We start from the raw sequence: 21,254 nt of genomic DNA on the forward strand, positions 1-21,254 counted from the left end.
CGTATGAAAATACTCTACACGGCTTTACTTCTGCTATTATGCCTTCCATTCCCGGTTCTTGCCCAGTCGAAACCTTATACGGTTTTTTTGTTGGGCGACGCGGGCGAACCCCAGCCGGAAGGGGATGTGGTTTTGAAAACCGTTCGAAGCCAGTTGCAAACCAGCGGTGCCAACAGCAGCCTGATTTACCTCGGCGACAACATTTATCCCCGGGGCTTGCCCGACTCTTCTCATGCCGACCGCGCCGATGCCGAACGCCGGATGCGCGATCAACTCGCCATTCTGTCCGGTTTTAAAGGACGCGCCTTCGTCATTCCGGGCAACCACGACTGGCAGCAGGGCAAACGCGAGGGCTGGGACCGGGTGCGGAACCAGGCTGCTTTCGTAACCGCGGAACTGGGCCGTGAAGACGTTTTTTTTCCGAAAGACGGCTGTCCGGGGCCGGTCGAAGTGGCTTTGAATGATGAGATTACGCTGGTTTTGATCGATACCCAATGGTGGCTTCATCCCTGGGACAAACCGGGTGAAGAATCGGATTGCGAAGCGAAAGATCTGCCTTCTTTTCTGCTGTTGCTGGACGATGTGCTGGCGCGAAATCAGAACAAAAAAGTGGTGCTGGCCGGCCATCATCCGATGTATAGCCACGGTGAACACGGCGGGTATTTTACACTCAAGGACCACCTTTTTCCGTTGACGGACCTCAATCCGTCCCTTTACATACCCCTGCCGGTTTTGGGATCGATCTACCCGGTTTATCGCTCGTTGATCGGCAATATTCAGGATATTCAGCATCCAAAGTACAAATTGATGCGAAATGGCATGGTTTCGCTGCTGAAAAAATACCGGAATGTCGTATATGTCAACGGGCATGACCACAACGAACAGTTGATTCTCCGCGATTCGATCTACTACGTCACCAGTGGCAGCGGTTCCAAATCGGTACCGGTTAAAAAAGGGCGGCACAGTTTATTTGCATCGTCGGCGAAAGGATTTGCCCGGCTCGATTTTGAGGAAAATGGAAAGACGCGGGTCCGGTTTTTTGCCCCCGACGGCGGATCGGAAACCGGTAAACTCCTGTTCGAAACGGCCTTCACCCTGCCCGTCAAGCCCCTGCCAACGCCCGAATCTATGGCGGCTCCCACGGAGCAGAATGTCATTGCCAGTGGCCAGTATGTCGCATCGCCATTGCACCGGATGCTTTTGGGCGAAAACTACCGCGACGTCTGGCAGAGTCCGGTTTCGGTTCCGGTTTTGAATCTGCGTCAGGAAGCGGGCGGGTTGAAACCCTTGCAACGCGGGGGGGGGATGCAAACGTTTTCGCTGCGGATGGCCGGACAGGACGGCAAGGAATACGTGCTGCGATCCGTTGAAAAGTACGCCGAAAATGCCATTCCCAAAGCGTTACGCAGCGGTTTCGTCAACGATCTGGTGCAGGATCAAATTTCGGCTTCGCACCCGTTTGCGGCTCTGGTAGTGCCGCCACTGGCCAATGCTGCGGGTGTTTTTCATACGAATCCCAAACTGGTTATTGTTCCCGACGACTCGCTGCTGGGACCGTATCGCCGGACGTTCGCCCGGTCGCTGGCGTTGTTTGAGGAACGGGTGGATGGCAATTACGCCAACAGTTCGCAGTTTGGCGGGACAAAAAAAATACTCAGTACCACCAAGTTACTCGATAAACTGGCGGACGACAACGACAACCAGGTCGACCAGCGGGCGGTTTTGAAGGCGCGACTCTTCGACATCTGGCTCGGCGACTGGGATCGTCACGATGACCAGTGGCGTTGGGCGAGTTTCAAAACCGAAAAGGGATTGCAGTTCAAACCCATTCCGCGCGACCGCGACCAGGCTTTTTTCGTGAATATGGGTATCATTCCGAAGGTGGTCAGCCGGAAGTGGGCTATGCCGAAGTTCCAGGGATTCAGTAACACCATCCGTGACGTTCCCGGTCTGGCGTTCAACGCCCGGTATTTCGACCGCAGTTTCCTGACCGAACCGTCGCTGGAAGAATGGCTGCAAACCGCCGACAGTTTATCGCGGCAACTCACGGATGCCGTCATTGACGAGGCCCTGAAACAACTGCCCGAAGCCGCCTATCAGGAAACGGCGGCTTCCATCAAGGCCAAACTACAAAGCCGCCGGGCCGATCTGGCACGGTATGCGGGGGAACTTTACCGCTTTCTGGCCAAAACCGTGGATGTTACCGGCAGTGACAAAAAAGAACGGTTCGAGGTGGAGCGGCAGCCGAACGGACAGATGACGGTGGTGGTGTCTAAACTGAAAAAAGCCGGAGAGACTGGTGAACAACTCTACCGGCGGGTCTTCAAGGCGGACGAAACCCGCGAAGTGCGGTTGTTTGGACTGGGGGGCGACGATGAGTTTATTGTGAAAGGAAAAACCAACGAAGGGATTCTGCTGCGAATCATTGGCGGCAAAGGTCGCGATCAGGTGAAGGACAGCTCTTCGGCGTCGGGCCTTCGGCGGGAAACGGTGGTCTACGATTCGAAAAAAACGGTGGTAGAACCCGGTTCCGAAACGCGGGTGCGGCTATCGGGAAAATCAAAAATCAATGCCTACGACCGTAAATCATTCAAATACGACGTTCTGTTTCCGCAGGTTTCAGTGCAGTATAATCCCGACGATGGCCTTTTTCTGGGGGGCGGTTTTTTATATACCAGACACGGTTTTCGGAAAGAGCCGTTTGCCCAGCAACATCGATTCGTGGTCAACCATGCGTTTGCCACCGAAGCCTACAATTTCAACTATGACGGAACGTTCACGGATGTGATTGGTAAAGCCGACCTCCGGCTGGACGCCGATTTGCAGGCGCCCAACTACGTTTATAACTTTTTCGGACTGGGCAACAACACAGTTTTTGACAAAGAGAAAGGCATTAAATACTACCGGACGCGGTTTGAAAACATGGCAGTCAGCGCCTTATTGCAACACAAAGTAGGCAGCCTGAACGTGTATTATGGCCCGGCCGTGGAAAGTATCGAGGTCGAGGAAAATGAAAAGCGGTTTATCGATCAGTTCGCCAATACCCTGCCCGACGGCCAGAATCTGTTCAGTCGCCGGTGGTATGCCGGGTTGAAAGCCGGTTTTCTGATCGACAACCGCGACAGCAAAATTCTGCCCACCCGCGGAACCTACTGGAAAACGGAACTACGTCTGTACGAAGGTATTTCAACCCACTCCCAGGGTCTCACGCGGCTCCAGTCGGATCTGGCATTTTATGCCAGTCTGCGATTACCGACGACGCTGACCATCGCTTCGCGCGTGGGTGGCGGGGTGAATTTCTCGGACTACGAATTTTTTCAGGCCAACACGCTGGGCGGTCTGTCGAACCTGCGCGGTTTTCGGCGGACGCGTTTTGCGGGGGGCAGCACGCTTTACAACAACACGGAACTTCGGCTGAAAGTGGCCACCATCCGCACGTACCTGTTTCCGGCTTATCTGGGCGTGCTGGCGTTCAACGACGTGGGCCGGGTGTGGGTAAAGGGCGAAAATTCGAAGACCTGGCACCACGGCTATGGCGGGGGCGTCTGGCTGTCGCCGTATAAACAGACCGTTATCTCGTTTCTGTATGCCCTTTCGGAAGAAGAAAGGCTCCCGATGCTGCGGGTCGGGTTCCTGTTCTGAGGTCAGGACAGTTTATACAATTCAACGCCTTCTTCCATGCCTTTGACGTCGACCACGCCCAGCAATTCGGTCAGGGCCGGGTATTCGGACAGTTCGTTGATCACATCCTGCGACACGAGCATGTTGGTGCCGTAGACTTTGTTGAGTTGTTCGATGCGGGCGGCCAGAATGACCACGTTGCCGGTAATGGAAAATTGTTGCCGGGTTTCGGTGCCAATGTTACCGATCACGGCATCACCCACGTGAACGCCAATGCCGACGCTGGTGGGAATAATGAGGTCAGCGAAGACGGCTTTTTTGATTTCGTCAATAATCTCCAGACCGGCTTTGACCGCGTTTTCGGCGGGGTTGTCCAGCGGAATCGGAGCGCCAAAGGTGATCATGCAGCCGTCGCCCAGAAATTGGTTGACAATGCCGCCGTGGCGGTTGACGACGTCGACAATAATTCTGAAAAACGAATTCTGGTAGGCGACTACCTCATCGGCGGTGTGCTTATCGGCGTATTTTGTAAAATTCCGAATGTCCAGAAACAGCACACTGACCTTCATGTGCTGGCTTTTCAGCATCCCCTTTTCCTTGATGATCAGGTCCGCAATTTCGGGGGAAACCTGCTGTCCGAAGAAGGTAATCAACTGATTATGTGTTTCGTTGCCTTCGATGGATGTTTTGATGCTTTTCTGAATTTGCCGGGAAACAAAACCGGCACAGGCCCCGCACAATACCAGAATGCCCGCTTTCACCCCGTAGGCAAACGCTACGGACATGTACAGATCCAGCGAATCGGCCACCAGCGACGGCTGCTCCAGCAGATACACACTCAGCAGCAGATACTCGAAACCAGCCACCAGACCGGTGTAAAATGAAATCCAGAAGTTGAGCCGGAGGGTGGAAAGGATAATGAAAAAGTAATAGAGCGTGGCAAAAGGTGACAGCATGACCAGAATTGGGTGGTCAAATTTGTCCGAAATTAAATACATCAACAGCGATATGGAGGTCACTTCAAACGTCGCGTTCAGGAATTTGGTGAATTGCGGCATGTGAATGCCTTTTTGCAACCATCGGCGGAACAGATTCCAGATGCTCAGTTCATAAAGGCCCATGAAGAGCATAAAGCTGAAAACCACCCGCAGGACGTCCATTTTGGCCTGGTGTGGAAAGGCCGACTCGGGAATGAATGAGTGAAAAAACGAGGCAATCAGAACGCCGACACCGAAAACACTGGCCAGCAAACCCGCCCGTTGTTTTTCCCGGCGCAGGTTTTCCTGCGCAAAAGCCAGGTGAAAATACGGGCTGATTTCAGGCTTCTCTTTTTTGTGGTAAACGAAAGTCATAGCGTCACGGTGCTGGATTGGTGAATATGACAAGGCTGCCCGCAATTTACTTACAGGAAAACACGGTTCCCAGTCCAACCCTACGAAGCGACGAACGAGGGGAGTGAAACGCCAAAGTAGTTTCGTGAGCGGACAAAATTAGCGAAATACCCTTGCAACGCTTTCAGAAATTTGTACGTACGGTCAAATAATGATTCCCAACCTTTCATTTGCATGACACCATCTCGCTTACTTATTATCCTCGCTTGGGTTGGTACCGGGTTTTCCTGCCAGCAAAAAGCCATCGACGTCGAGCCGGGCTCGACCAATTCGGATTGGACCACCGAATCGCACAGCAATGAGATCGATCCCAATTATACCGTCGTTTTTCCGCAGGAACAGGTCAACACGCTGGAAATAACCCTGACTGCCGCCGACTGGACCGCGATCCGCGCGGACATGAAAACCAAGTTCGGGAGCGATTTCGGCAGCAGTGGCACAACCGGCGGAGGCATGGGAGGGGCGGGCGGTTTTGGCTCCGATGACCCCGATTATGTCGCCGTGCCGGTTAAATTTAATGGAAAAGTCTGGAACAAGGTCGGTTTTCGGCTGAAAGGAAACTCCAGTTTATCGTCGACCTGGCGATCCGGCATTTACAAACTCCCGTTCCGGTTGCACTTCGATAAGTTTGAAGACGACTTCCCCGACATCAAAAACCAGCGGTTCTACGGGTTTAAGGAACTGTCGATGTCGCCAGCCTACAGCGATAATTCATTGATTCGGGAGAAAGTGGTGGCCGATATTTTTCGCAGTGCCGGTGTTCCGGCGGCCCAAACGGCTTTCTACAAAGTGTACATCGACTTCGGCGAAGGCCAGAAATACTGTGGGGTCTATACGATGGTCGAAGTGATCGACGACACGATGGTCGAGGACCAGTTTGGCGAAGACGACGGCAATATCTACAAACCGGAATCGACCTTTCAGCAGTTTACCCAAAGCCAGTTTGAAAAGAAAAACAACGAAACAGCGGCCGACTGGTCCGATGCCCAGGCTTTCGTAACGGCCCTCAACGCCACTACCCGCACTACCAATGCCGCCGAATGGCGGGCCAATCTTGAAAAAACGTTCAACGTCGATCATTATCTGAAGTTTCTGGCGGTCAACAACACCATCGTCAACTGGGACACCTACGGCGCGATGGCGCACAATTATTATCTCTACAACGCCCCGGCGGGCAAGTTGACCTGGATTCCGTGGGATCACAACATGTCGATGACCACCACAGCGGGCGGGGGCGCCAACCCGGGCAATGGAGGGGGTGGTGGTATGCGGGCGGTTTCGATTTCCATGTCCGAAGTGACGAGTAGCTGGCCGCTGCTCCGCTACGTAGCCAACGATCCGGTTTATTACGCCCGCTACAAAGAACACGCCAAAACGTTTCTGGAAACCGTGTTTACAACCGCCAACATGAACGCGCTTTTTGAGAAAAATACCAATCTCATATCGCCGTATGTCATCGGTCCGCAGGCCACCGAAACCGGCAAATACTCGAACCTGAGCAGTTCGGCCAACTTTACCAGTGCGCTGGGTGTCCTGAAAGCCCACGTGGTCACCCGCAACCAGGAAGTCAGTACGTTTTTAAAATAACCGTGTCCATGCGAACCCCTTTTCAAGTCGATGTCCGGGAAATCGAAGCCCAGGCGAGTTCGTTTGCACCCATTGCCCTGGCCGACATGGAGGGCGTCCGGCTGATGAACCGCACGGATACCAAATTCATGCTGCCCCTGCACCAGTTGCCCCGGTTGCTAATGGCGTTGCAGCCGCATTATGCCTGGCTGGAGATCGATGGCAACCGGCTTTGCACCTACGAAACGCTGTATTTCGACACCGATGAATTGCGGTTTTACCACGATCACCGCACCCGGCGGCTCAATCGCTACAAGATCCGGCAACGGCACTACGTGCAGTCGAACCTCACGTTTACGGAAGTCAAGCTGAAAAACAACAAGGGGCGAACCATCAAAACCCGCATTCCGAACGCCAGCCGTCCCGGAATGGGTTTCGACGAAGCGAGTGCGGCTTTTCTGAGGCAAAACACGGGGTATGAAACCGCTCTTCTCAAACCGGTTTTGTGGGTGAATTATACGCGCCTGACGCTCGTCAGCCGGACGACAGCCGAACGCCTGACCATTGATCTGGACGTCTGTTTTCGGAATGGAACGCAGCAACGGGGATATCCCGAGGTCGTGATTGCCGAACTGAAACAGGATGCGCTAAAAGGATCGGAATTTCTAAAACTGATGAAACAATACCGCCTGCGGGAGGGCTCGCTGAGCAAATATTGCCTCGGCCTGATCAGCCTCGACCACACCCTGAAGCAAAACCTTTTCAAACCAAAACTAAAACAATTACACAAACTCCTTGCCGATGACGCTCCTGTTGCAACACCTCTCTATGCCTGACCATTCGGGATTTGCCAACCTGCCGGATGGCGTTTTCACCCGATTGGGCCTTGATCTGCTTTCGGTCGTTGTGCTGATCCGGCTGATCTATTACCGCATTTACCGAAAAACCGACCTGTTCCTGACTTTTTTTACGTTCAATCTCATCATTTTCCTGATCACGTTTCTGCTGAATCAGGTTCAGATGTCGATTGGGGCGGCTTTTGGGCTGTTTGCGGTTTTTTCGATGCTCCGCTACCGAACCGAGGGGCTTTCGGCCAAAGACATGACGTACCTGTTCGTGGTGATTGCCGTCGGTCTGATTTCGGCGGTTAGCCAGGGCAGTGGGTACCAACTGGCGATCATCAACGGCTTGATTCTCCTTTGTGTGCAACTCCTGGAGGGAAACTGGCTTTTCCGGCGCGAATTCAGCAAAACCGTCTTCTACGACCGCGTGGATCTGATTGTGCCGGGTCGGCGACCGGATCTGTTGCTGGACCTGGAAAACCGGACGGGGCTGGATATTCACCGGGTTGATATTCAGGGTATTGACTTTCTAAAAGATTCCGCTCAAATCACCATCTATTATTACCAGGACGATGCAAAACACGAATCCGTTCAAAAAGCAGCCGCTTCGCTTCTCCGCTAACCGACTTCAGGTCGGCCTGATCGTCTGGTTGATCGTGTTGCCCGGTTTGGGCTGGTCTCAAAGCACCGGGTTGGGGCTCTGGTCGGGGATGAGTCTGGAGAAAAAAATCAGCAAAAAGTTTGCCCTGCAAGTCAACGCGCAACTTCGTTTCAGTGAAAATGTATCGGTGACCCGGGCTTTTCTTGGCGAAGCGGGGCTATCCTACAAGCTCAACAAATCCTGGGAAATCAGCGGTTTCTACCGCTATACGGGCCGCCGGAAGTGGAACAAGGAAACCGATGCCTACTATTACCGTCCCTACCACCGGTTTTACGGGCAGATTACGTACGATCATAAAATCTGGGGAAACCTGAAACTGGATTACCGGCTTCGGTATCAGAACCAGTTCAAAGACGATGTTGAAGGGCTGGTGGCGGCCGGAAGTTATTTGCGGAATAAAGTCGAGTTGTCCTACAAAAACTCCTCCCGATTCACTCCCCTTATCTCCGCTGATTTATTTTATCTGGTTGGCGTTGAATTTGACCAGATCCGGTATAAAGCGGGAGTAAGTGCCGACTTAACGAAATCACAAAGCCTGGATGTAACGGTTTTTAAAGATGCCGCCCTGAGCGGATCGGAAGAAAGCAGCGGGGCGGTAATTGGCGTAACGTACAAAGTTAAGCTGGGTTATAAAAAGAAGAAAGGGAAGAACAATTCATAATTCATCATCGTCCGGCTTTTTAATTTTGCCCGCATGGTACGCGTGTTTTGCATCAGCGGCATCCTGGTTGTACACGTTTTCAACCAATTTAAAGCTGGCCGAATCGGCTCCTTTTACTTCTTTTCCATCGAAATAAACGTGCTTGTTGTCTTTTGCATAACCGGATTCCAAAACGGTAAAGGTAGCCCGGTCACTGTTTTTTAGCGGTTTATCCTGGTAAAACACGGTTTCGCGATCACGGGCATAGAAGTCATTCAGCAGCTCGAAAGAAGCCACATCGGCTCCGGAAATGAGCTTATTCTGATAAAATACCTGCGTTGTATCGGCAATATAATCAAGGTAGTTCGGTTCAACCAGCCGGACGGTGAGCGGGTCGGCGCCGTTTATCGGTTGGTTTTTGTAGTATACCCGGTTTTGATCTTTGGAATACGCAAGATCCAGAACCGCAAAAGTTTGGGGGTCTGCTCCGGGAATAACCTGGGCTACCGGCAGGTTGCGGACCTTCGGATCGGCGTAATTGATCCAGCAATAAAAAACCCGGTTTTGGTCTTTGGCAAAACTATTTCCCACAACTTCAAACGAAGGCCCGTCACTGTTTTGAATCATCATGAGGGCGTAATAACCGGTCACTTTATCCTTGCAAAAACCGTGATCAAGGGGTTGAAGGGTAGCAAGATCGTTTACCGGAAATAGCGTGCCGTTCCAATAGCCATGTAATTTATCTTTGGCGTAACCATTCGATAACAGTTCGAAGGAAGCTGCATCGGCTTTCGGTAATCGTTTGATGCTATTTTTCCGGGAGGTGAAATAGGTTTGGCCATCCAGGGAATTATCGCAGTAATAAACCGTGGATTTATCTTTGGCATAATGTTCGTCCAGCGCTTCGAAACTGGCGCCGTGGGCTTCGATATAACTTCCCCGGTAATAGGCTGCCACGGCATCCCGGGCAAAAACGGAGTTTAATTCCTCAAACGAATCGAGGTCTTCCAGATTGACCTTGTTGCCTTTGTAGTAGACGGCGCCATTCTTCGTTTCGTAACCCGATTTCTTGCAGGAGAGCAGGAAACTAAAACCCAGAACTGACAGGATCAAATAGACGAATTTCATGTTTGGTGTGCGTATTTGAAAGCACTTCAAAGGTAAAGAAGCCTTCAGCGATCACCTATTTGAAATGAATAGCCGGTGGGATTGAGCGCATAACTCGCGGCTTTTAACCGTATTGTAGAGAAATTGCTGACGCTATCGAATCTCTATATTCTCCATTTGGGGTTTGGGATGCACGACGTACACATCCAGAACGGCCAGGGGGCGGGCCAGGTATTCGCGAATCAGGGTGCGGAACGAATAACCGCCGGGAATGTCCTGGGCGGCAAAGGCAATGGCGTCGATGTCCTGGTGATTGCCGATGTAGAGGGCGCGTGCGTTGTGAAAATTCTGGGAGATAATCGTGATCTTGTCCTGATTGAACACCTGCTTGCAGCGTACCACCGAGTCGAAGGTGCGGTAACCGGCGTAATCGAGGGTCATGTCGGCCTCCGGGATGCCCATCCGCAACAGGGCTTTTTTCATGTCGGACGGCTCGTTGTAGTATTCAGAGTCATTATTGCCGCTCAGGATGATGTGTTTGATTTTGCCTACTTTCCAGAGTCGGGCGGTGGCTTCCATCCGGTAGCGGAAAAACAGATTCTCATTCCCGCTTTTTACGGATTTGCTGGTTCCCAGCACCAGACCGACTTCGTTGGCAGGCAGGGAATCCATGTCGAAATAGACCTGACTCCGGGTGCTGTAAACGACCCAGAAATTACAAAGGAGTACGATGGTCACGCCCACGAACGCCAGGGTGATGCTTCCCTTGACGAGACGCTTCATCCGCGACACCCGCACCCGGGGTCTGACTCCTTTGTAATTGCCGGATTCCCGGTCAGTCGTGTACGACATTGGATTCATTTCATGAAAACAAGCCTAGTTGTTTAGCGGATGGCTCGGTTCCGTTGTCTTCCGTTTCGGGTGTTTCATCCATCGGTTCGTCCGTTTCCGTTTCTACGACGATTAAGTTAGGCGTTATCGCGGTATTTTCCGCTATATCCCGCTCATTATTGCGTCGGGGCGGGAGCAATTTCACTTCTTTCACTTTGGCAAACGGCAATTTCGCCCCCAGAGCCTTCCAGCCGCGCACGTCGATGAATCCTTCGGGTTCCAGCACCATTTTCTCGAGTGGCCCCTTGTCTTTCATCTGGTGAACGATTTCGAAACGCGGAAACCGGTCGGCCGAGACCGCCATCAGCTTCGAGCCTTTTGTGTCGCCAATGAAGCTGAATTTCTTGTCCTGCGTCGTGGTTTCAACCTTAAACCGCTTCACATAATGTGATTTCTGGTTGACTTCGTAATAAATCGCCGACAGAATCCGCTCACTGTCGAACTTTTCCAGAACCGCAATTTCGGACGGTTCGTAGCGGTTGGTCAGGTTGTAGTTGGTCAGTTCATACTGCCCATCTTTATAGACCACCAGAACGCTCATTCCGTTGTCGAAATTCCCTAAATATTTTCCGCGCTCGTCGCGGTTCAACCGGCCGAGGTGTTCGTCATACCAGATGTCGACGCCCCCGAGGGTTGAAACCCCGCCCGATTTCAGGCTCACCTTCCGCACCGGATATTTCGTCAGGATATTGCCCTGCGCCGAGCGGTTTTTGATGCCAACTTCCGCAAAATTGTAGTCGAACTGCTTGATTTTGGCCGTACTCTGCGCCGTCAGGTTGATCGTCACCACCTCGGCTTCGCCGTTGTCATTGGCCGTAAACCACAGCACTTTCGACTTCGGATTGCCCATCGTCAGGTCGTATTCCCGGTCGCGGGTGACGGCGGTGACGCTGAACCGTTTGGCCATCGTGATCCCCGATTTGCCGTCGAGGTAAAGCAGGTTATAAACCTTGCGCTCGTCATTCTTTTTGAAAACCGCGCAGTAAATGATGTCCTTGCCAACGAAGGTTTTGTCCTGAATTTTAGTCACCAGACATTTGCCGTCGCGCCGGAAAACGATGATGTCGTCGATGTCGGAACAATCGGAGACAAACTCATCTTTTTTCAAACCAGAACCCACAAAACCGCCTTCACGATCGACGTAGAGTTTGGCGTTGGCGGCTGCCACGACGTTGGCCGCAATGGTGTTGAACGCCCGTATTTCGGTTTTCCGCTCGCGGCCCTTGCCGTATTTTTTCAGCAGATCGCGGTAATAGTTGATGGCATAGCGGGTCAGGTTGGCCAGGTTATCTTCTACTTCGGCCAATTCCTGCTCCAGTCTCCGCATCAATTCTTCGGCTTTGAAACCGTCGTATTTCGAAATCCGCTTGATCCGGATTTCGGTCAGGCGCAAGAGGTCATCCTGCGTAATTTCGCGGTAAAATTGCTTCTTGAACGGTTTCAGCCCTTTGTCGATGGTTTCCAGCACGGCCTCGAACGTTTCGCACTCTTCGATTTTGCGGTAAATCCGGTTTTCGATGAAAATCTTTTCGAGGGAGCTGTACAGCAATTTTTCCAGCAACTCCGCCCGCCGGATTTGCAACTCCCGTTCCAGCAGGTCGACCGTCTGGAGGGTGTTGACCCGCAGAATGTCGGTCACCGTCACAAAGTGCGGTTTGTCCTTGATAATAACGCAGGCATTGGGCGACGCCGACACTTCACACTCGGTGAAGGCATAGAGCGCGTCGATGGTAATATCGGGAGAAACGCCGGGGGCGAGGTGAACGTGAATTTCGACATCTTTCGACGTCAGATCTTCCACTTTCTTGATCTTGATCTTTCCGTCGTCGTTGGCTTTGATGATCGAATCCTTGATTGACGTCGTCGTGGTGCCGAACGGTATTTCGCGGATGATCAGCGTTTTTTTATCAAATTCCTCAATTTTTGCCCGGATGCGGGCTTTGCCACCACGGCCGCCGTCGTTGTAGTTGCTGACGTCGATGTAACCGCCGGTTAAAAAGTCAGGGTATAACGTGACTGGTTTGTCTTTCAGAATATTGATCGACGCTTCAATCAGTTCAATAAAGTTGTGGGGCAGAATTTTAGTCGAAAGACCCACGGCAATCCCTTCCACGCCCATGGCCAGCAGCAGCGGGAATTTTACGGGGAGTGTCACCGGTTCTTTTTTCCGGCCGTCATACGACAATTGCCACTCGGTGGTCTGTGGATTGAATATGACGTCGTTGCCGAATTTCGACAACCGGACTTCGATGTAACGGGGAGCCGCAGCGCCGTCGCCGGTGCGGATGTCGCCCCAGTTGCCCTGCGTGTCGAACACCAGATTTTTCTGGCCGATGGTTGTTAGCGCATCACCGATTGAGGCATCACCGTGCGGGTGATACTGCATGGTTTGCCCGATGACGTTGGCCACTTTATTGAAGCGCCCATCATCCATTTCTTTCAGGGCGTGCAGAATCCGGCGTTGCACCGGTTTCAGACCGTCTTCAACGGCCGGAACGGCCCGCTCCAGGATGACATAGGATGCGTACTCTAAAAACCAGTTTTCGTAAAGGCCCGACACCACGGTTTGCTGGTGGAGGGTGTTTTCATTTTGATCTTCCGGTAAATCAGTTGGGTCCAGAATTTCGCTCATTCGAATGGATACGGATAAAAATCAATGGTCAATGCTATCGTTTTGATTGGGTCGGCGGGTGGAATGGCTCCGTCGATAGCTTCATAAAGATACAATAGTTTTCAAGAAAACAGGCCAGATTGAAGCAAAATGCGGGATTCAGGCCGTTTTCGAGACGTGTCTTTACGTCGCCGGGCAAAAAAAGAACAAAAGAGGTGCCGGTTTTGAAGCCAGGCTTAAAAAGGCACAATTTCCGGCTTCCTGAAGGTTTCGTTCGTATTCATTTTGCGATCCAGGATATGTGATACTTATATCACAAATATAATAACTTTCAAATAGAATCCCAGATTGGATTTTACTAATTTACTTCGGAACGGAATGAATAACCGTCAGCAATTCGCTGATCATCATGGCGGTTGCGCCCCACACCTTGAAACCCTGAATCTGGTAAAACGGAGCGTCAATGAGGGTGCCTTTGATTTCAATGCCGTTTTCACCGATGATGCTTTCGTCCATCAATTCGTCTAACGATACCTCAACAACGTGTTCGACTTCGCGCGGGTCGGGGTAGAAATCCGGGCGGTAGGGAAGGATGCCCACCACGGGCTGAACGTAAAAATTGCTCGGGGGAATGTAAATCTCGGTCAGCTTGCCCAACACCTTCACATCCGTCACCCGAATGCCGACTTCTTCCTGCGCTTCCCGCAGGGCCGTCCGAATCAGACTTTCGTCGGTGCGTTCCATGCGGCCACCGGGAAAGGCCATTTGACCGGCATGAACACCGTCATATTGGGGGCGCAGAATCAGGGGTAAAAAAATCGAATTCTGGTAGGGATAAAAGACAATCAGAACGGCGCTCCGGCGGGTCCGTTCGTTCGGTTGCATCGCCATTCGCAAGCGCGACCGGGCCGCCATTTTCAGGTGGGCGTCCGGGCCGGGCAGTGGTTCGGCCAGCCGGTCCCGCAGGGCGCTGGCGAAGCTATGAAACGAAGGATCAACCATAACATTTTATCAGTTGTTCAGCACATTTTTCACCATCCATAGCCGCCGACACAATGCCGCCCGCATACCCGGCTCCTTCACTACAAGGAAACAGCCGCCGGATCTGCACGTGTTCGAGCGTGTCGGGTTGCCGCGGAATCCGAACGGGCGACGATGTCCGGCTTTCCACGCCAATCAATTGGGCTTCATTCGTCACATACCCCCGCATCGACAGGCCGAACTGTTTCAAACCGGCCTTCAGTGGCCCGGCAATGGCTTCCGGCAGCACCGTACTCATATCGGCCGGTTTCAGGCCGGGTTGATACGATGTGGGCAACAAACTGTTGGAAATACGTCCGTTGACGAAATCCGAAACCCGCTGGGCCGGAGCGGTTTGATCGCCCCCGGCCAACTGACAGGCGCGTTGCTCGAGTTCTTTCTGGTATTGCAAACCGGCCAGCGGACCATAGTCCCGGTATTTTTTCAAATCGTTTTCGTGAATGGCTACCACCAGACCCGAATTCGCGAATTTTGAATCCCGGCGCGAAGGCGACATGCCATTGACCACCAGTTCGCCCGGCGCGGTGGCGGCTGGCACAATGAAGCCACCCGGACACATGCAGAACGAAAAAACACCCCGCTCGACGCCATTATGCCGCGTTTGCGTCACCAGACTGTACGAAGCCGCGGGCAGGTAATCTCCCCGATTCGGACGGTGGTACTGCACCTGGTCGATGAACGACTGCTGGTGTTCGATCCGGACACCCATCGCAAACGGTTTGCTTTCGATGGTGATGCCTTTCTGCTGCAAGAGCGCAAACACATCCCGCGCCGAGTGACCGGTGGCCAGAATGACGCCCAGTCCGGTTACTTCTTCGCCTTGGTGAGTAACAACGCCCTTGATTTCGTTTTGTTCAACCAGCAAATCGACCATGCGCGTATCGAACCGGATTTCGCCCCCTGCATCGAGTATACTTTGCCGGAGCGCCATCACCACATCGGGCAGTTTGTTGGTACCAATGTGTGGATGGGCATCGACCAGAATCTGTTCCGTGGCTCCGTGGGCGACCAGAATTTCGAGAATCCGGCGAACATCGCCCCGTTTTTTGGAGCGGGTGTAGAGTTTACCGTCGGAATAGGTTCCGGCACCGCCTTCGCCAAAGCAGTAGTTGGATTCGGGATTGACAACGTGCTCTTTGTTGATGGCTGCCAGATCGCGCCGACGGGTCCGGACATCGCTACCCCGTTCCAGCACCACCGGTTTGATGCCCAGTTCGACCAGCCGCAGGGCCGCAAATAGCCCCGCCGGACCGGCACCAACGACCACCGCCTGCCGGGCATTGCTGACGGCCGGATACGTGCGTTGGTAGGCAATCAGGGGATGCGGTTTTTCGCCAACGTACACTTCAGCATCGATATGAACTTTAACGTGCCGGGAGCGGGCGTCGATGGACTGGCGCAGTTTCCGAACAACAGGGCGTTCGGGTTCCGCTCCGGTCAGCAGATCCGCCGGAATCAATAAACGGTTATAGACTTCCCGCTCGAAAGCCGCATCATCCAGGGCAACATCGGGTTCGAGGGTTAACGAAAGCGAATGAATCATACATGAAAACTCCTGCTTCTTCAACAACACGAGGGTGTTCCGGGTTCGCAGGTATTTCTTATATTATTTAGGTATTTTTTGGTAAAATTAGTCAAATAAGCGAATGTAACCCGGTCAGCGGTCGAAGACCCTGAGCGCGGTGGCTTTCGCGATCCACCCTGCCACATTGAAAAAACCAGTCAAAGGAGTAATGAATTGGTAAAAACCGCACTACTTTTACCAACCTATCCCGGAGTGTTTGATCAGCCGAATAGTTCGTTAGCGTTTGAAAAACAAGTAACTACGTTTGCCACTGCGGTCAGAGTCTTTGATCATTGACCGGGCGGGAAGACGACAATCTCTTATCAATGAAAAAAATTCTTTATTTAGGATTACTCAGTGCGTTAAGCGTCAACGCGCAAAAGACCGCGCCCCCCGCGCCCTACGGCGCCCTACCAACTCCCCAGCAGGTGCAGTGGCAGCAAATGGAATATTACATGTTCATCCATTTTGGTCCGAACACGTTTACCAACAAGGAATGGGGCCACGGCGACGAAGATCCTAAGGTCTTCAATCCGTCGCGCCTGGATGCCCGCCAGTGGGCAAAAACTGCCAAAGCGGCTGGCATGAAAGCGATCATCATCACGGCCAAACACCACGACGGTTTTTGCCTGTGGCCCAGTAAATTCAGTAAACACACCGTGCGGGAAAGTGCCTGGAAAAACGGTCAGGGCGATGTTCTGCGTGAATTGTCGAATGCCTGCAAGGAATACGGGTTGAAATTTGGCGTGTATCTCTCACCCTGGGACCGCAACCACCCCGCCTATGGTACACCGGAGTATAACCAGATTTTTGCCAACACGCTCGATGAGGTACTGAGCAGCTACGGCGACGTGTTTGAGCAGTGGTTCGACGGAGCCAATGGCGAAGGACCGAACGGAAAACGCCACGAATACGACTGGGATTTGTTCCGGGGCGTGGTATTTAAACATCAACCAAAAGCCATCATTTTCAGTGATATAGGTCCGGGTTGCCGGTGGATGGGGAACGAATCCGGTATTGCCGGTGAAACCAACTGGTCGACGCTGAACACCGACGGTTTTGGCATGGGCAGTGCCGCCCCCTCTACCCAGGTGTTGAATACCGGAAATGAAAACGGAAAGTACTGGATTCCGGCGGAAGTCGATGTGTCGATTCGGCCGGGCTGGTTTTACAGCCCCGACACCGACGATCGCGTGAAAACCCTGACGCACCTGATGAAGATTTATTATTCGTCGGTGGGCCGCAATGGCAATTTGCTGTTGAATGTACCGGTTTCACGCGAAGGCCTGATCCACCCCAATGATTCGACGCGGCTGATGGAATTCCGCAAAACCGTCGATGCTTCTTTTAAAACGAATCTGGCGCTTGGAAAAACCGTAACCGCTTCGGCATACCGGGGAAAAGATAAACAGTTTGCTGCCAGCAACTTGCTCGATGACAACTACGACACCTACTGGACGACGGATGACGCCGTTCGGCAGTCTTCGTTTGTAGTTGACCTGGGAAAACCGACCGAAATCAACCGCGTGGTGTTGCAGGAATACATTCCGCTGGGGCAACGCGTCAAGTCGTTCAAAGTGGAAGCCTGGAACGGGAAACAATTCGAAACCATCGACCAGCAAACGACCATTGGCTACAAACGGATTCTGGTTTTCCCGACCCTGAAAACCGCCAAAGTGCGGATCACGATTCTCGACGCCAACGCCTGCCCGGTACTGTCGTCGGTCGGTATTTACAAAGCACCGGAGCTGTTGTCGAACCCCGAAATCGCCCGGAGCAAACAGGGGTTGGTGACGATCACGTCGGAAGTTGCCGATCCGGTTATTCGGTATACAACCGATGGAAGCGAGCCAACGCTGGCATCGGCGCGGTATTCGGCCCCGTTCAATTTTGCCAAAGGCGGTACGATCAAAGCCAAAGCGTTCATCAAAAATGGCGCCGAAGCGTCGGAAACCATCCCGGCTTCGTTCGATCTGGCTCCCGAAAAGTGGTCGGTCGTCGGTGCAGAAAGCAGCCGGAATTCAGCCAGCCGGGCCATCGATTCAAACCCCAGCACCGTCTGGCAAACTGCCCGGCAGGATGGGAGCCAGAAACATCCGCACGAACTGGTCGTCAATCTGGGCGAAAGCCTGACGCTAAAAGGATTTACCTACACGCCCCGGCAGGATGGCCAGTCGGGCGGGACGATTTACCAGTATAGTTTTTTCGTGAGTGAAAACGGAACCGACTGGAAACCAGTGTTGGAAAACCGCTCGTTTGCCAACATTAAAAACAATCCGGTGAAACAGGAGGTGGCTTTTCCGACTCCTCAGACCGCAAAATTCTTCAAACTGGTAGCGCTTTCGTCGGTGAATGAAAACGAACACTGGGCGTCGGCGGCTGAGGTTGGGGTCATCATTAAGTAAGGGGTCGACATCGAAAACGTAAAACCTGTTCGTTCTACCAAACCAGTTAGGTCTTCAAGACCTAACTGGTTTATGGGCCAATACGTACTATGCCAACTTTTCACAACGCCACCGGTTTTGAAGCACCGGATTTTTTCGAAATCGACGAACTGCTGACGGACGACCAGAAGCTCGTCCGGTCGGCCATGCGGGATTTTGTGAATCGCGAAATTAGTCCGATCATTGAAGACTGCGCCCAGCGGGCGGTTTTTCCGGCTGACATGCCCCGGAAGTTTGGCGAAATTGGCGCGTTTGGCCCCACCATTCCGGTGGAATACGGCGGGGGTGGGCTGGATGCCATTTCGTACGGTCTGATGATGCAGGAGATCGAGCGGGGTGACTCGGGCATGCGCTCCTGTGTTTCGGTGCAAAGCTCGCTGGTGATGTGGCCGATTGATGCCTTTGGCTCCAAAGAGCAAAAGCGGAAGTATCTGCCGAAATTGGCAACGGGTGAATGGCTGGGCTGTTTTGGCCTGACCGAACCCGACCACGGTTCCAATCCCGCTGGCATGCAAACCGCCTTTACGGAACACAGCGATCATTATTTGCTCAACGGTTCTAAATTGTGGATCACCAATTCACCGGTGGCAGATTTGGCGGTGGTCTGGGCAAAAAACGAGCAGGGACGCGTCCGTGGCTTGCTGGTCGAACGCGGAATGGAAGGCTTCTCGACGCCCGAAATTCACCGCAAATGGTCGTTGCGGGCCAGCGCAACGGGCGAACTGGTGTTTCAGGATGTGAAAGTGCCGAAGGAAAACCTGCTGCCTGGCAGCGACGGCATGAAAAGCCCGTTGCGCTGCCTTGATCAGGCGCGGTACGGAATTGCCTGGGGTGTGGTTGGCGCGGCTATGGATTGTTACGACTCCGCCCGGCGGTATGCGCTGGAACGGCAGCAGTTTGGAAAACCCATTGCGGCTTTCCAACTGGTGCAGAAAAAACTGGCCGAAATGCTCACCGAAATCACGAAGGCGCAGTTGATCTGCTGGCGGCTGGGCGTGTTGAAAAACGAAGGGAAAGCCACCACGGCACAGATTTCGATGGCCAAGCGGAACAACGTCGAAATGGCCCTGAACGTCGTACGGGAAGCCCGGCAGATTCACGGAGCGATGGGCATTTCGGGCGACTACCCCATCATGCGCCACCTCATGAACCTGGAATCCGTGGTCACCTACGAAGGCACGCACGACATTCACCTCCTGATCCTGGGCAACGAAATCACGGGAATTCCGGCTTTTAAGTGAGGGGATGTGGACGATGGACCATCGACCATCGTCAATGGTCAATGATCGTCATTTCAACTCCTCCAGCGCCTTTTTCATCGCATCGACCTGGCGTTTTTTCTGCAATCCGGTGGGGGCAGCCACGCGTTCGCGGCAGTCGAAAATGCCGCAGCGTTCGCAGGCTTCGTTGACTATTCGTTGGGAGATGTTAGAAGATAAGGGATTTAAAAACCGCATTTTACTTTTCAGTGTGTCGGTCATTTTAAAACACATCGACACACTCATATTCTGTTGCTGGTGAGGCTGATAAAGCTGGGCGACCGACACAATCAGGAAGGTATTCCCCGTATCGGCGTAAGTCGAAAGCTGGGCCTGGCACAACGCCCCCACGTGGTTTTTGCTCTTTTGCAGAAACGCCAGTTCCTGCAGAATCGTCAGGGCCACCCACCGGCGGCAGTAATGCTCATCGACCATGCTCTTCGGACCCTGCTGACGGGTCAGGTGCATTTCTTTGGTCAGGTGAAAATTGGTTTGCCCGGCGGTGTTGTTAAACCGGTAAAAGAACAACTGATCGATGCCGAAATATTTGGGAAGCAGGTTGCTGAGCCGGTAGAAAAACCGCTCGGGCGTGGCGTTGAAGGACTGAATCAGGTTGAGAAAGGCTTCGTTACTCCAGTTGGCCTGGTCAAAAATAGCCTGTAACCGTGTGATCAGATCCGTCCGGCGAATCAGAATCGTTCCGGCAAAATAAGATGCTTTGTAGTTGTTGAGAATCTGCTCAAACGACTCCACTTCCACGTACGAATACGTATACGGCCGGATTTTCAGGTTGAGGTACTGAAATCCCACTTCGCGGGCCAGAATGAACGTTTTTTGTTCAATCGATAGGTGGCTGTTGAGGTAGAGCGTACCGGATTCGGGGCGGAAGACGGAACGCAGGGACGCCAGTTCCGGATGACTTTCCCGGCTGAAATTCACGATTTTATAATTATACCGGGTTCTTAACAAGCTGCTCAACAGGCTTTCGTCGACCAGCGAATGGCTTGAGGCAAACTCCGTTAAAAACCGGTCGCCGTCCTGCTCGATGTCTTCAAAATAGTTGTCGTGCATTTCCTGGTACGACCGCAGCACCGCCATATAAAGCCGTTCGACGCTGACGTGGTAGCTCCGCCCGATGTTCATCACCGTCGAAATCATGGCACTGACTTTGGCGGGGGCTTCTGCCAGCAATTCCAGCAGATCGGAGGGGTCGATGCCCAGCAGTTCGAGCGGGATTTCGGTTAAAAACCGGGAGCGAAGCAGTTCGGAAATGGGTTCGAGTTTCTTACTGAGTTTGAGCGAAACCAGCGTGTCATAGTCCACGTCCATTGCCTTGGCGAGGGCGGCAATTTTGTCCGTTTTGGGGTATTTGCGGCCTTTTTCAATTTCGGTTAAATACGAAACCGAAAGACCGGAAATCTGGCCCAGTTCACTGATCGACAACCCTTTATCCAACCGAATCTGTTTTAATTTCAGTCCAAAAAGAAGGCGGATATGGTCGGTATAGACAGCCACTGAGTCGGAGAGGTTAAGGTTGTGATGGAAGTAAAAATACCGCTAAAAACGTCGGTAAACAAAAAAGTCCACCCGGTTCGATTGATACCGGGTGGACTTTC

General features: G+C 52.7%; 14 protein-coding genes. 7 read left to right on the forward strand and 7 right to left on the reverse strand.

Annotated features, from left to right (window positions below; all coding sequences use genetic code 11):
- Positions 1-3: 3 nt before the first annotated feature.
- Entirely contained in the window at positions 4-3,642 is a 3,639-nt protein-coding gene (locus tag ACO064_RS29250) for a BamA/TamA family outer membrane protein (RefSeq protein ID WP_421830718.1), read from the forward strand.
- Between the two features lie 2 nt (positions 3,643-3,644).
- Here ACO064_RS29250 and ACO064_RS29255 read toward each other — a convergent pair whose 3' ends face one another.
- Complete coding sequence (locus tag ACO064_RS29255; RefSeq protein ID WP_421830719.1) at positions 3,645-4,973, reverse strand: adenylate/guanylate cyclase domain-containing protein; 1,329 nt, start codon at positions 4,971-4,973, stop codon at positions 3,645-3,647.
- 213 nt (positions 4,974-5,186) lie between these two features.
- On the opposite strand from ACO064_RS29255, the gene ACO064_RS29260 reads away from it, so the two are divergent.
- Genes ACO064_RS29260 through ACO064_RS29275 form a run of 4 tightly spaced genes read left to right on the forward strand, consistent with a single transcriptional unit; the run spans position 5,187 to position 8,742 of the window.
- Entirely contained in the window at positions 5,187-6,599 is a 1,413-nt protein-coding gene (locus tag ACO064_RS29260) for a CotH kinase family protein (protein ID WP_421830720.1), read from the forward strand.
- An 8-nt stretch (positions 6,600-6,607) separates the two neighbouring features.
- Entirely contained in the window at positions 6,608-7,414 is an 807-nt protein-coding gene (locus ACO064_RS29265) for a polyphosphate polymerase domain-containing protein (RefSeq protein WP_421830721.1), read from the forward strand.
- The gene (locus ACO064_RS29270; protein ID WP_421830722.1) at positions 7,380-8,042 is read left to right on the forward strand and encodes a DUF4956 domain-containing protein; all 663 of its coding nucleotides are present in this window, start codon (positions 7,380-7,382) and stop codon (positions 8,040-8,042) included. Before ACO064_RS29265 ends, ACO064_RS29270 begins: the two co-directional genes overlap by 35 nt.
- The gene (locus ACO064_RS29275; protein WP_421830723.1) at positions 7,993-8,742 is read left to right on the forward strand and encodes a DUF2490 domain-containing protein; all 750 of its coding nucleotides are present in this window, start codon (positions 7,993-7,995) and stop codon (positions 8,740-8,742) included. Before ACO064_RS29270 ends, ACO064_RS29275 begins: the two co-directional genes overlap by 50 nt.
- Here the strand turns inward: ACO064_RS29275 and ACO064_RS29280 are convergent.
- The 5 genes from ACO064_RS29280 to ACO064_RS29300 form a co-directional block, all read right to left on the reverse strand.
- The gene (locus tag ACO064_RS29280) at positions 8,737-9,849 is read right to left on the reverse strand and encodes a DKNYY domain-containing protein (RefSeq protein ID WP_421830724.1); all 1,113 of its coding nucleotides are present in this window, start codon (positions 9,847-9,849) and stop codon (positions 8,737-8,739) included. The genes ACO064_RS29275 and ACO064_RS29280 overlap by 6 nt on opposite strands.
- A gap of 132 nt (positions 9,850-9,981) precedes the next feature.
- On the reverse strand, positions 9,982-10,689 hold the full coding sequence (locus tag ACO064_RS29285) for a SanA/YdcF family protein (protein WP_421830725.1): 708 nt from the start codon (positions 10,687-10,689) through the stop codon (positions 9,982-9,984).
- Position 10,690: 1 nt separating this feature from the next.
- A complete protein-coding gene (locus ACO064_RS29290; protein WP_421830726.1) occupies positions 10,691-13,351 on the reverse strand; it encodes a DNA gyrase/topoisomerase IV subunit A in 2,661 nt (886 codons plus the stop codon).
- Positions 13,352-13,693: 342 nt separating this feature from the next.
- The gene (locus ACO064_RS29295; RefSeq protein ID WP_421830727.1) at positions 13,694-14,332 is read right to left on the reverse strand and encodes an NUDIX hydrolase; all 639 of its coding nucleotides are present in this window, start codon (positions 14,330-14,332) and stop codon (positions 13,694-13,696) included.
- On the reverse strand, positions 14,325-15,914 hold the full coding sequence (locus ACO064_RS29300) for an FAD-dependent protein (RefSeq protein WP_421830728.1): 1,590 nt from the start codon (positions 15,912-15,914) through the stop codon (positions 14,325-14,327). The genes ACO064_RS29295 and ACO064_RS29300 overlap by 8 nt, the downstream gene beginning before the upstream one ends.
- A 347-nt stretch (positions 15,915-16,261) precedes the next feature.
- Between ACO064_RS29300 and ACO064_RS29305 the strand changes: the two genes are divergently transcribed.
- A complete protein-coding gene (locus tag ACO064_RS29305; RefSeq protein ID WP_421830729.1) occupies positions 16,262-18,340 on the forward strand; it encodes an alpha-L-fucosidase in 2,079 nt (692 codons plus the stop codon).
- A gap of 89 nt (positions 18,341-18,429) precedes the next feature.
- Positions 18,430-19,620, forward strand: coding sequence for an acyl-CoA dehydrogenase family protein (locus tag ACO064_RS29310; RefSeq protein WP_421830730.1), 1,191 nt, complete (start codon positions 18,430-18,432; stop codon positions 19,618-19,620).
- 48 nt (positions 19,621-19,668) lie between these two features.
- Here ACO064_RS29310 and ACO064_RS29315 read toward each other — a convergent pair whose 3' ends face one another.
- A complete protein-coding gene (locus ACO064_RS29315) occupies positions 19,669-21,153 on the reverse strand; it encodes a helix-turn-helix domain-containing protein (RefSeq protein WP_421830731.1) in 1,485 nt (494 codons plus the stop codon).
- Between the last annotated feature and the right edge of the window lie 101 nt (positions 21,154-21,254).

This window comes from Larkinella sp. (assembly GCF_965227735.1).
Lineage (GTDB): Bacteria > Bacteroidota > Bacteroidia > Cytophagales > Spirosomataceae > Larkinella.

Excerpts from the sequence above, each read along its gene's own strand:
- ACO064_RS29270 (WP_421830722.1), top strand. The coding sequence starts at position 7,380 with ATGACGCTCCTGTTGCAACACCTCTCTATGCCTGACCATTCGGGATTT.
- ACO064_RS29265 (WP_421830721.1), top strand. The coding sequence starts at position 6,608 with ATGCGAACCCCTTTTCAAGTCGATGTCCGGGAAATCGAAGCCCAGGCG.
- ACO064_RS29300 (WP_421830728.1), bottom strand. The coding sequence starts at position 15,914 with ATGATTCATTCGCTTTCGTTAACCCTCGAACCCGATGTTGCCCTGGAT.
- ACO064_RS29285 (WP_421830725.1), bottom strand. The coding sequence starts at position 10,689 with ATGAATCCAATGTCGTACACGACTGACCGGGAATCCGGCAATTACAAA.
- ACO064_RS29290 (WP_421830726.1), bottom strand. The coding sequence starts at position 13,351 with ATGAGCGAAATTCTGGACCCAACTGATTTACCGGAAGATCAAAATGAA.
- ACO064_RS29275 (WP_421830723.1), top strand. The coding sequence starts at position 7,993 with ATGCAAAACACGAATCCGTTCAAAAAGCAGCCGCTTCGCTTCTCCGCT.
- ACO064_RS29295 (WP_421830727.1), bottom strand. The coding sequence starts at position 14,332 with ATGGTTGATCCTTCGTTTCATAGCTTCGCCAGCGCCCTGCGGGACCGG.
- ACO064_RS29310 (WP_421830730.1), top strand. The coding sequence starts at position 18,430 with ATGCCAACTTTTCACAACGCCACCGGTTTTGAAGCACCGGATTTTTTC.
- ACO064_RS29255 (WP_421830719.1), bottom strand. The coding sequence starts at position 4,973 with ATGACTTTCGTTTACCACAAAAAAGAGAAGCCTGAAATCAGCCCGTAT.
- ACO064_RS29305 (WP_421830729.1), top strand. The coding sequence starts at position 16,262 with ATGAAAAAAATTCTTTATTTAGGATTACTCAGTGCGTTAAGCGTCAAC.
- ACO064_RS29280 (WP_421830724.1), bottom strand. The coding sequence starts at position 9,849 with ATGAAATTCGTCTATTTGATCCTGTCAGTTCTGGGTTTTAGTTTCCTG.
- ACO064_RS29250 (WP_421830718.1), top strand. The coding sequence starts at position 4 with ATGAAAATACTCTACACGGCTTTACTTCTGCTATTATGCCTTCCATTC.
- ACO064_RS29260 (WP_421830720.1), top strand. The coding sequence starts at position 5,187 with ATGACACCATCTCGCTTACTTATTATCCTCGCTTGGGTTGGTACCGGG.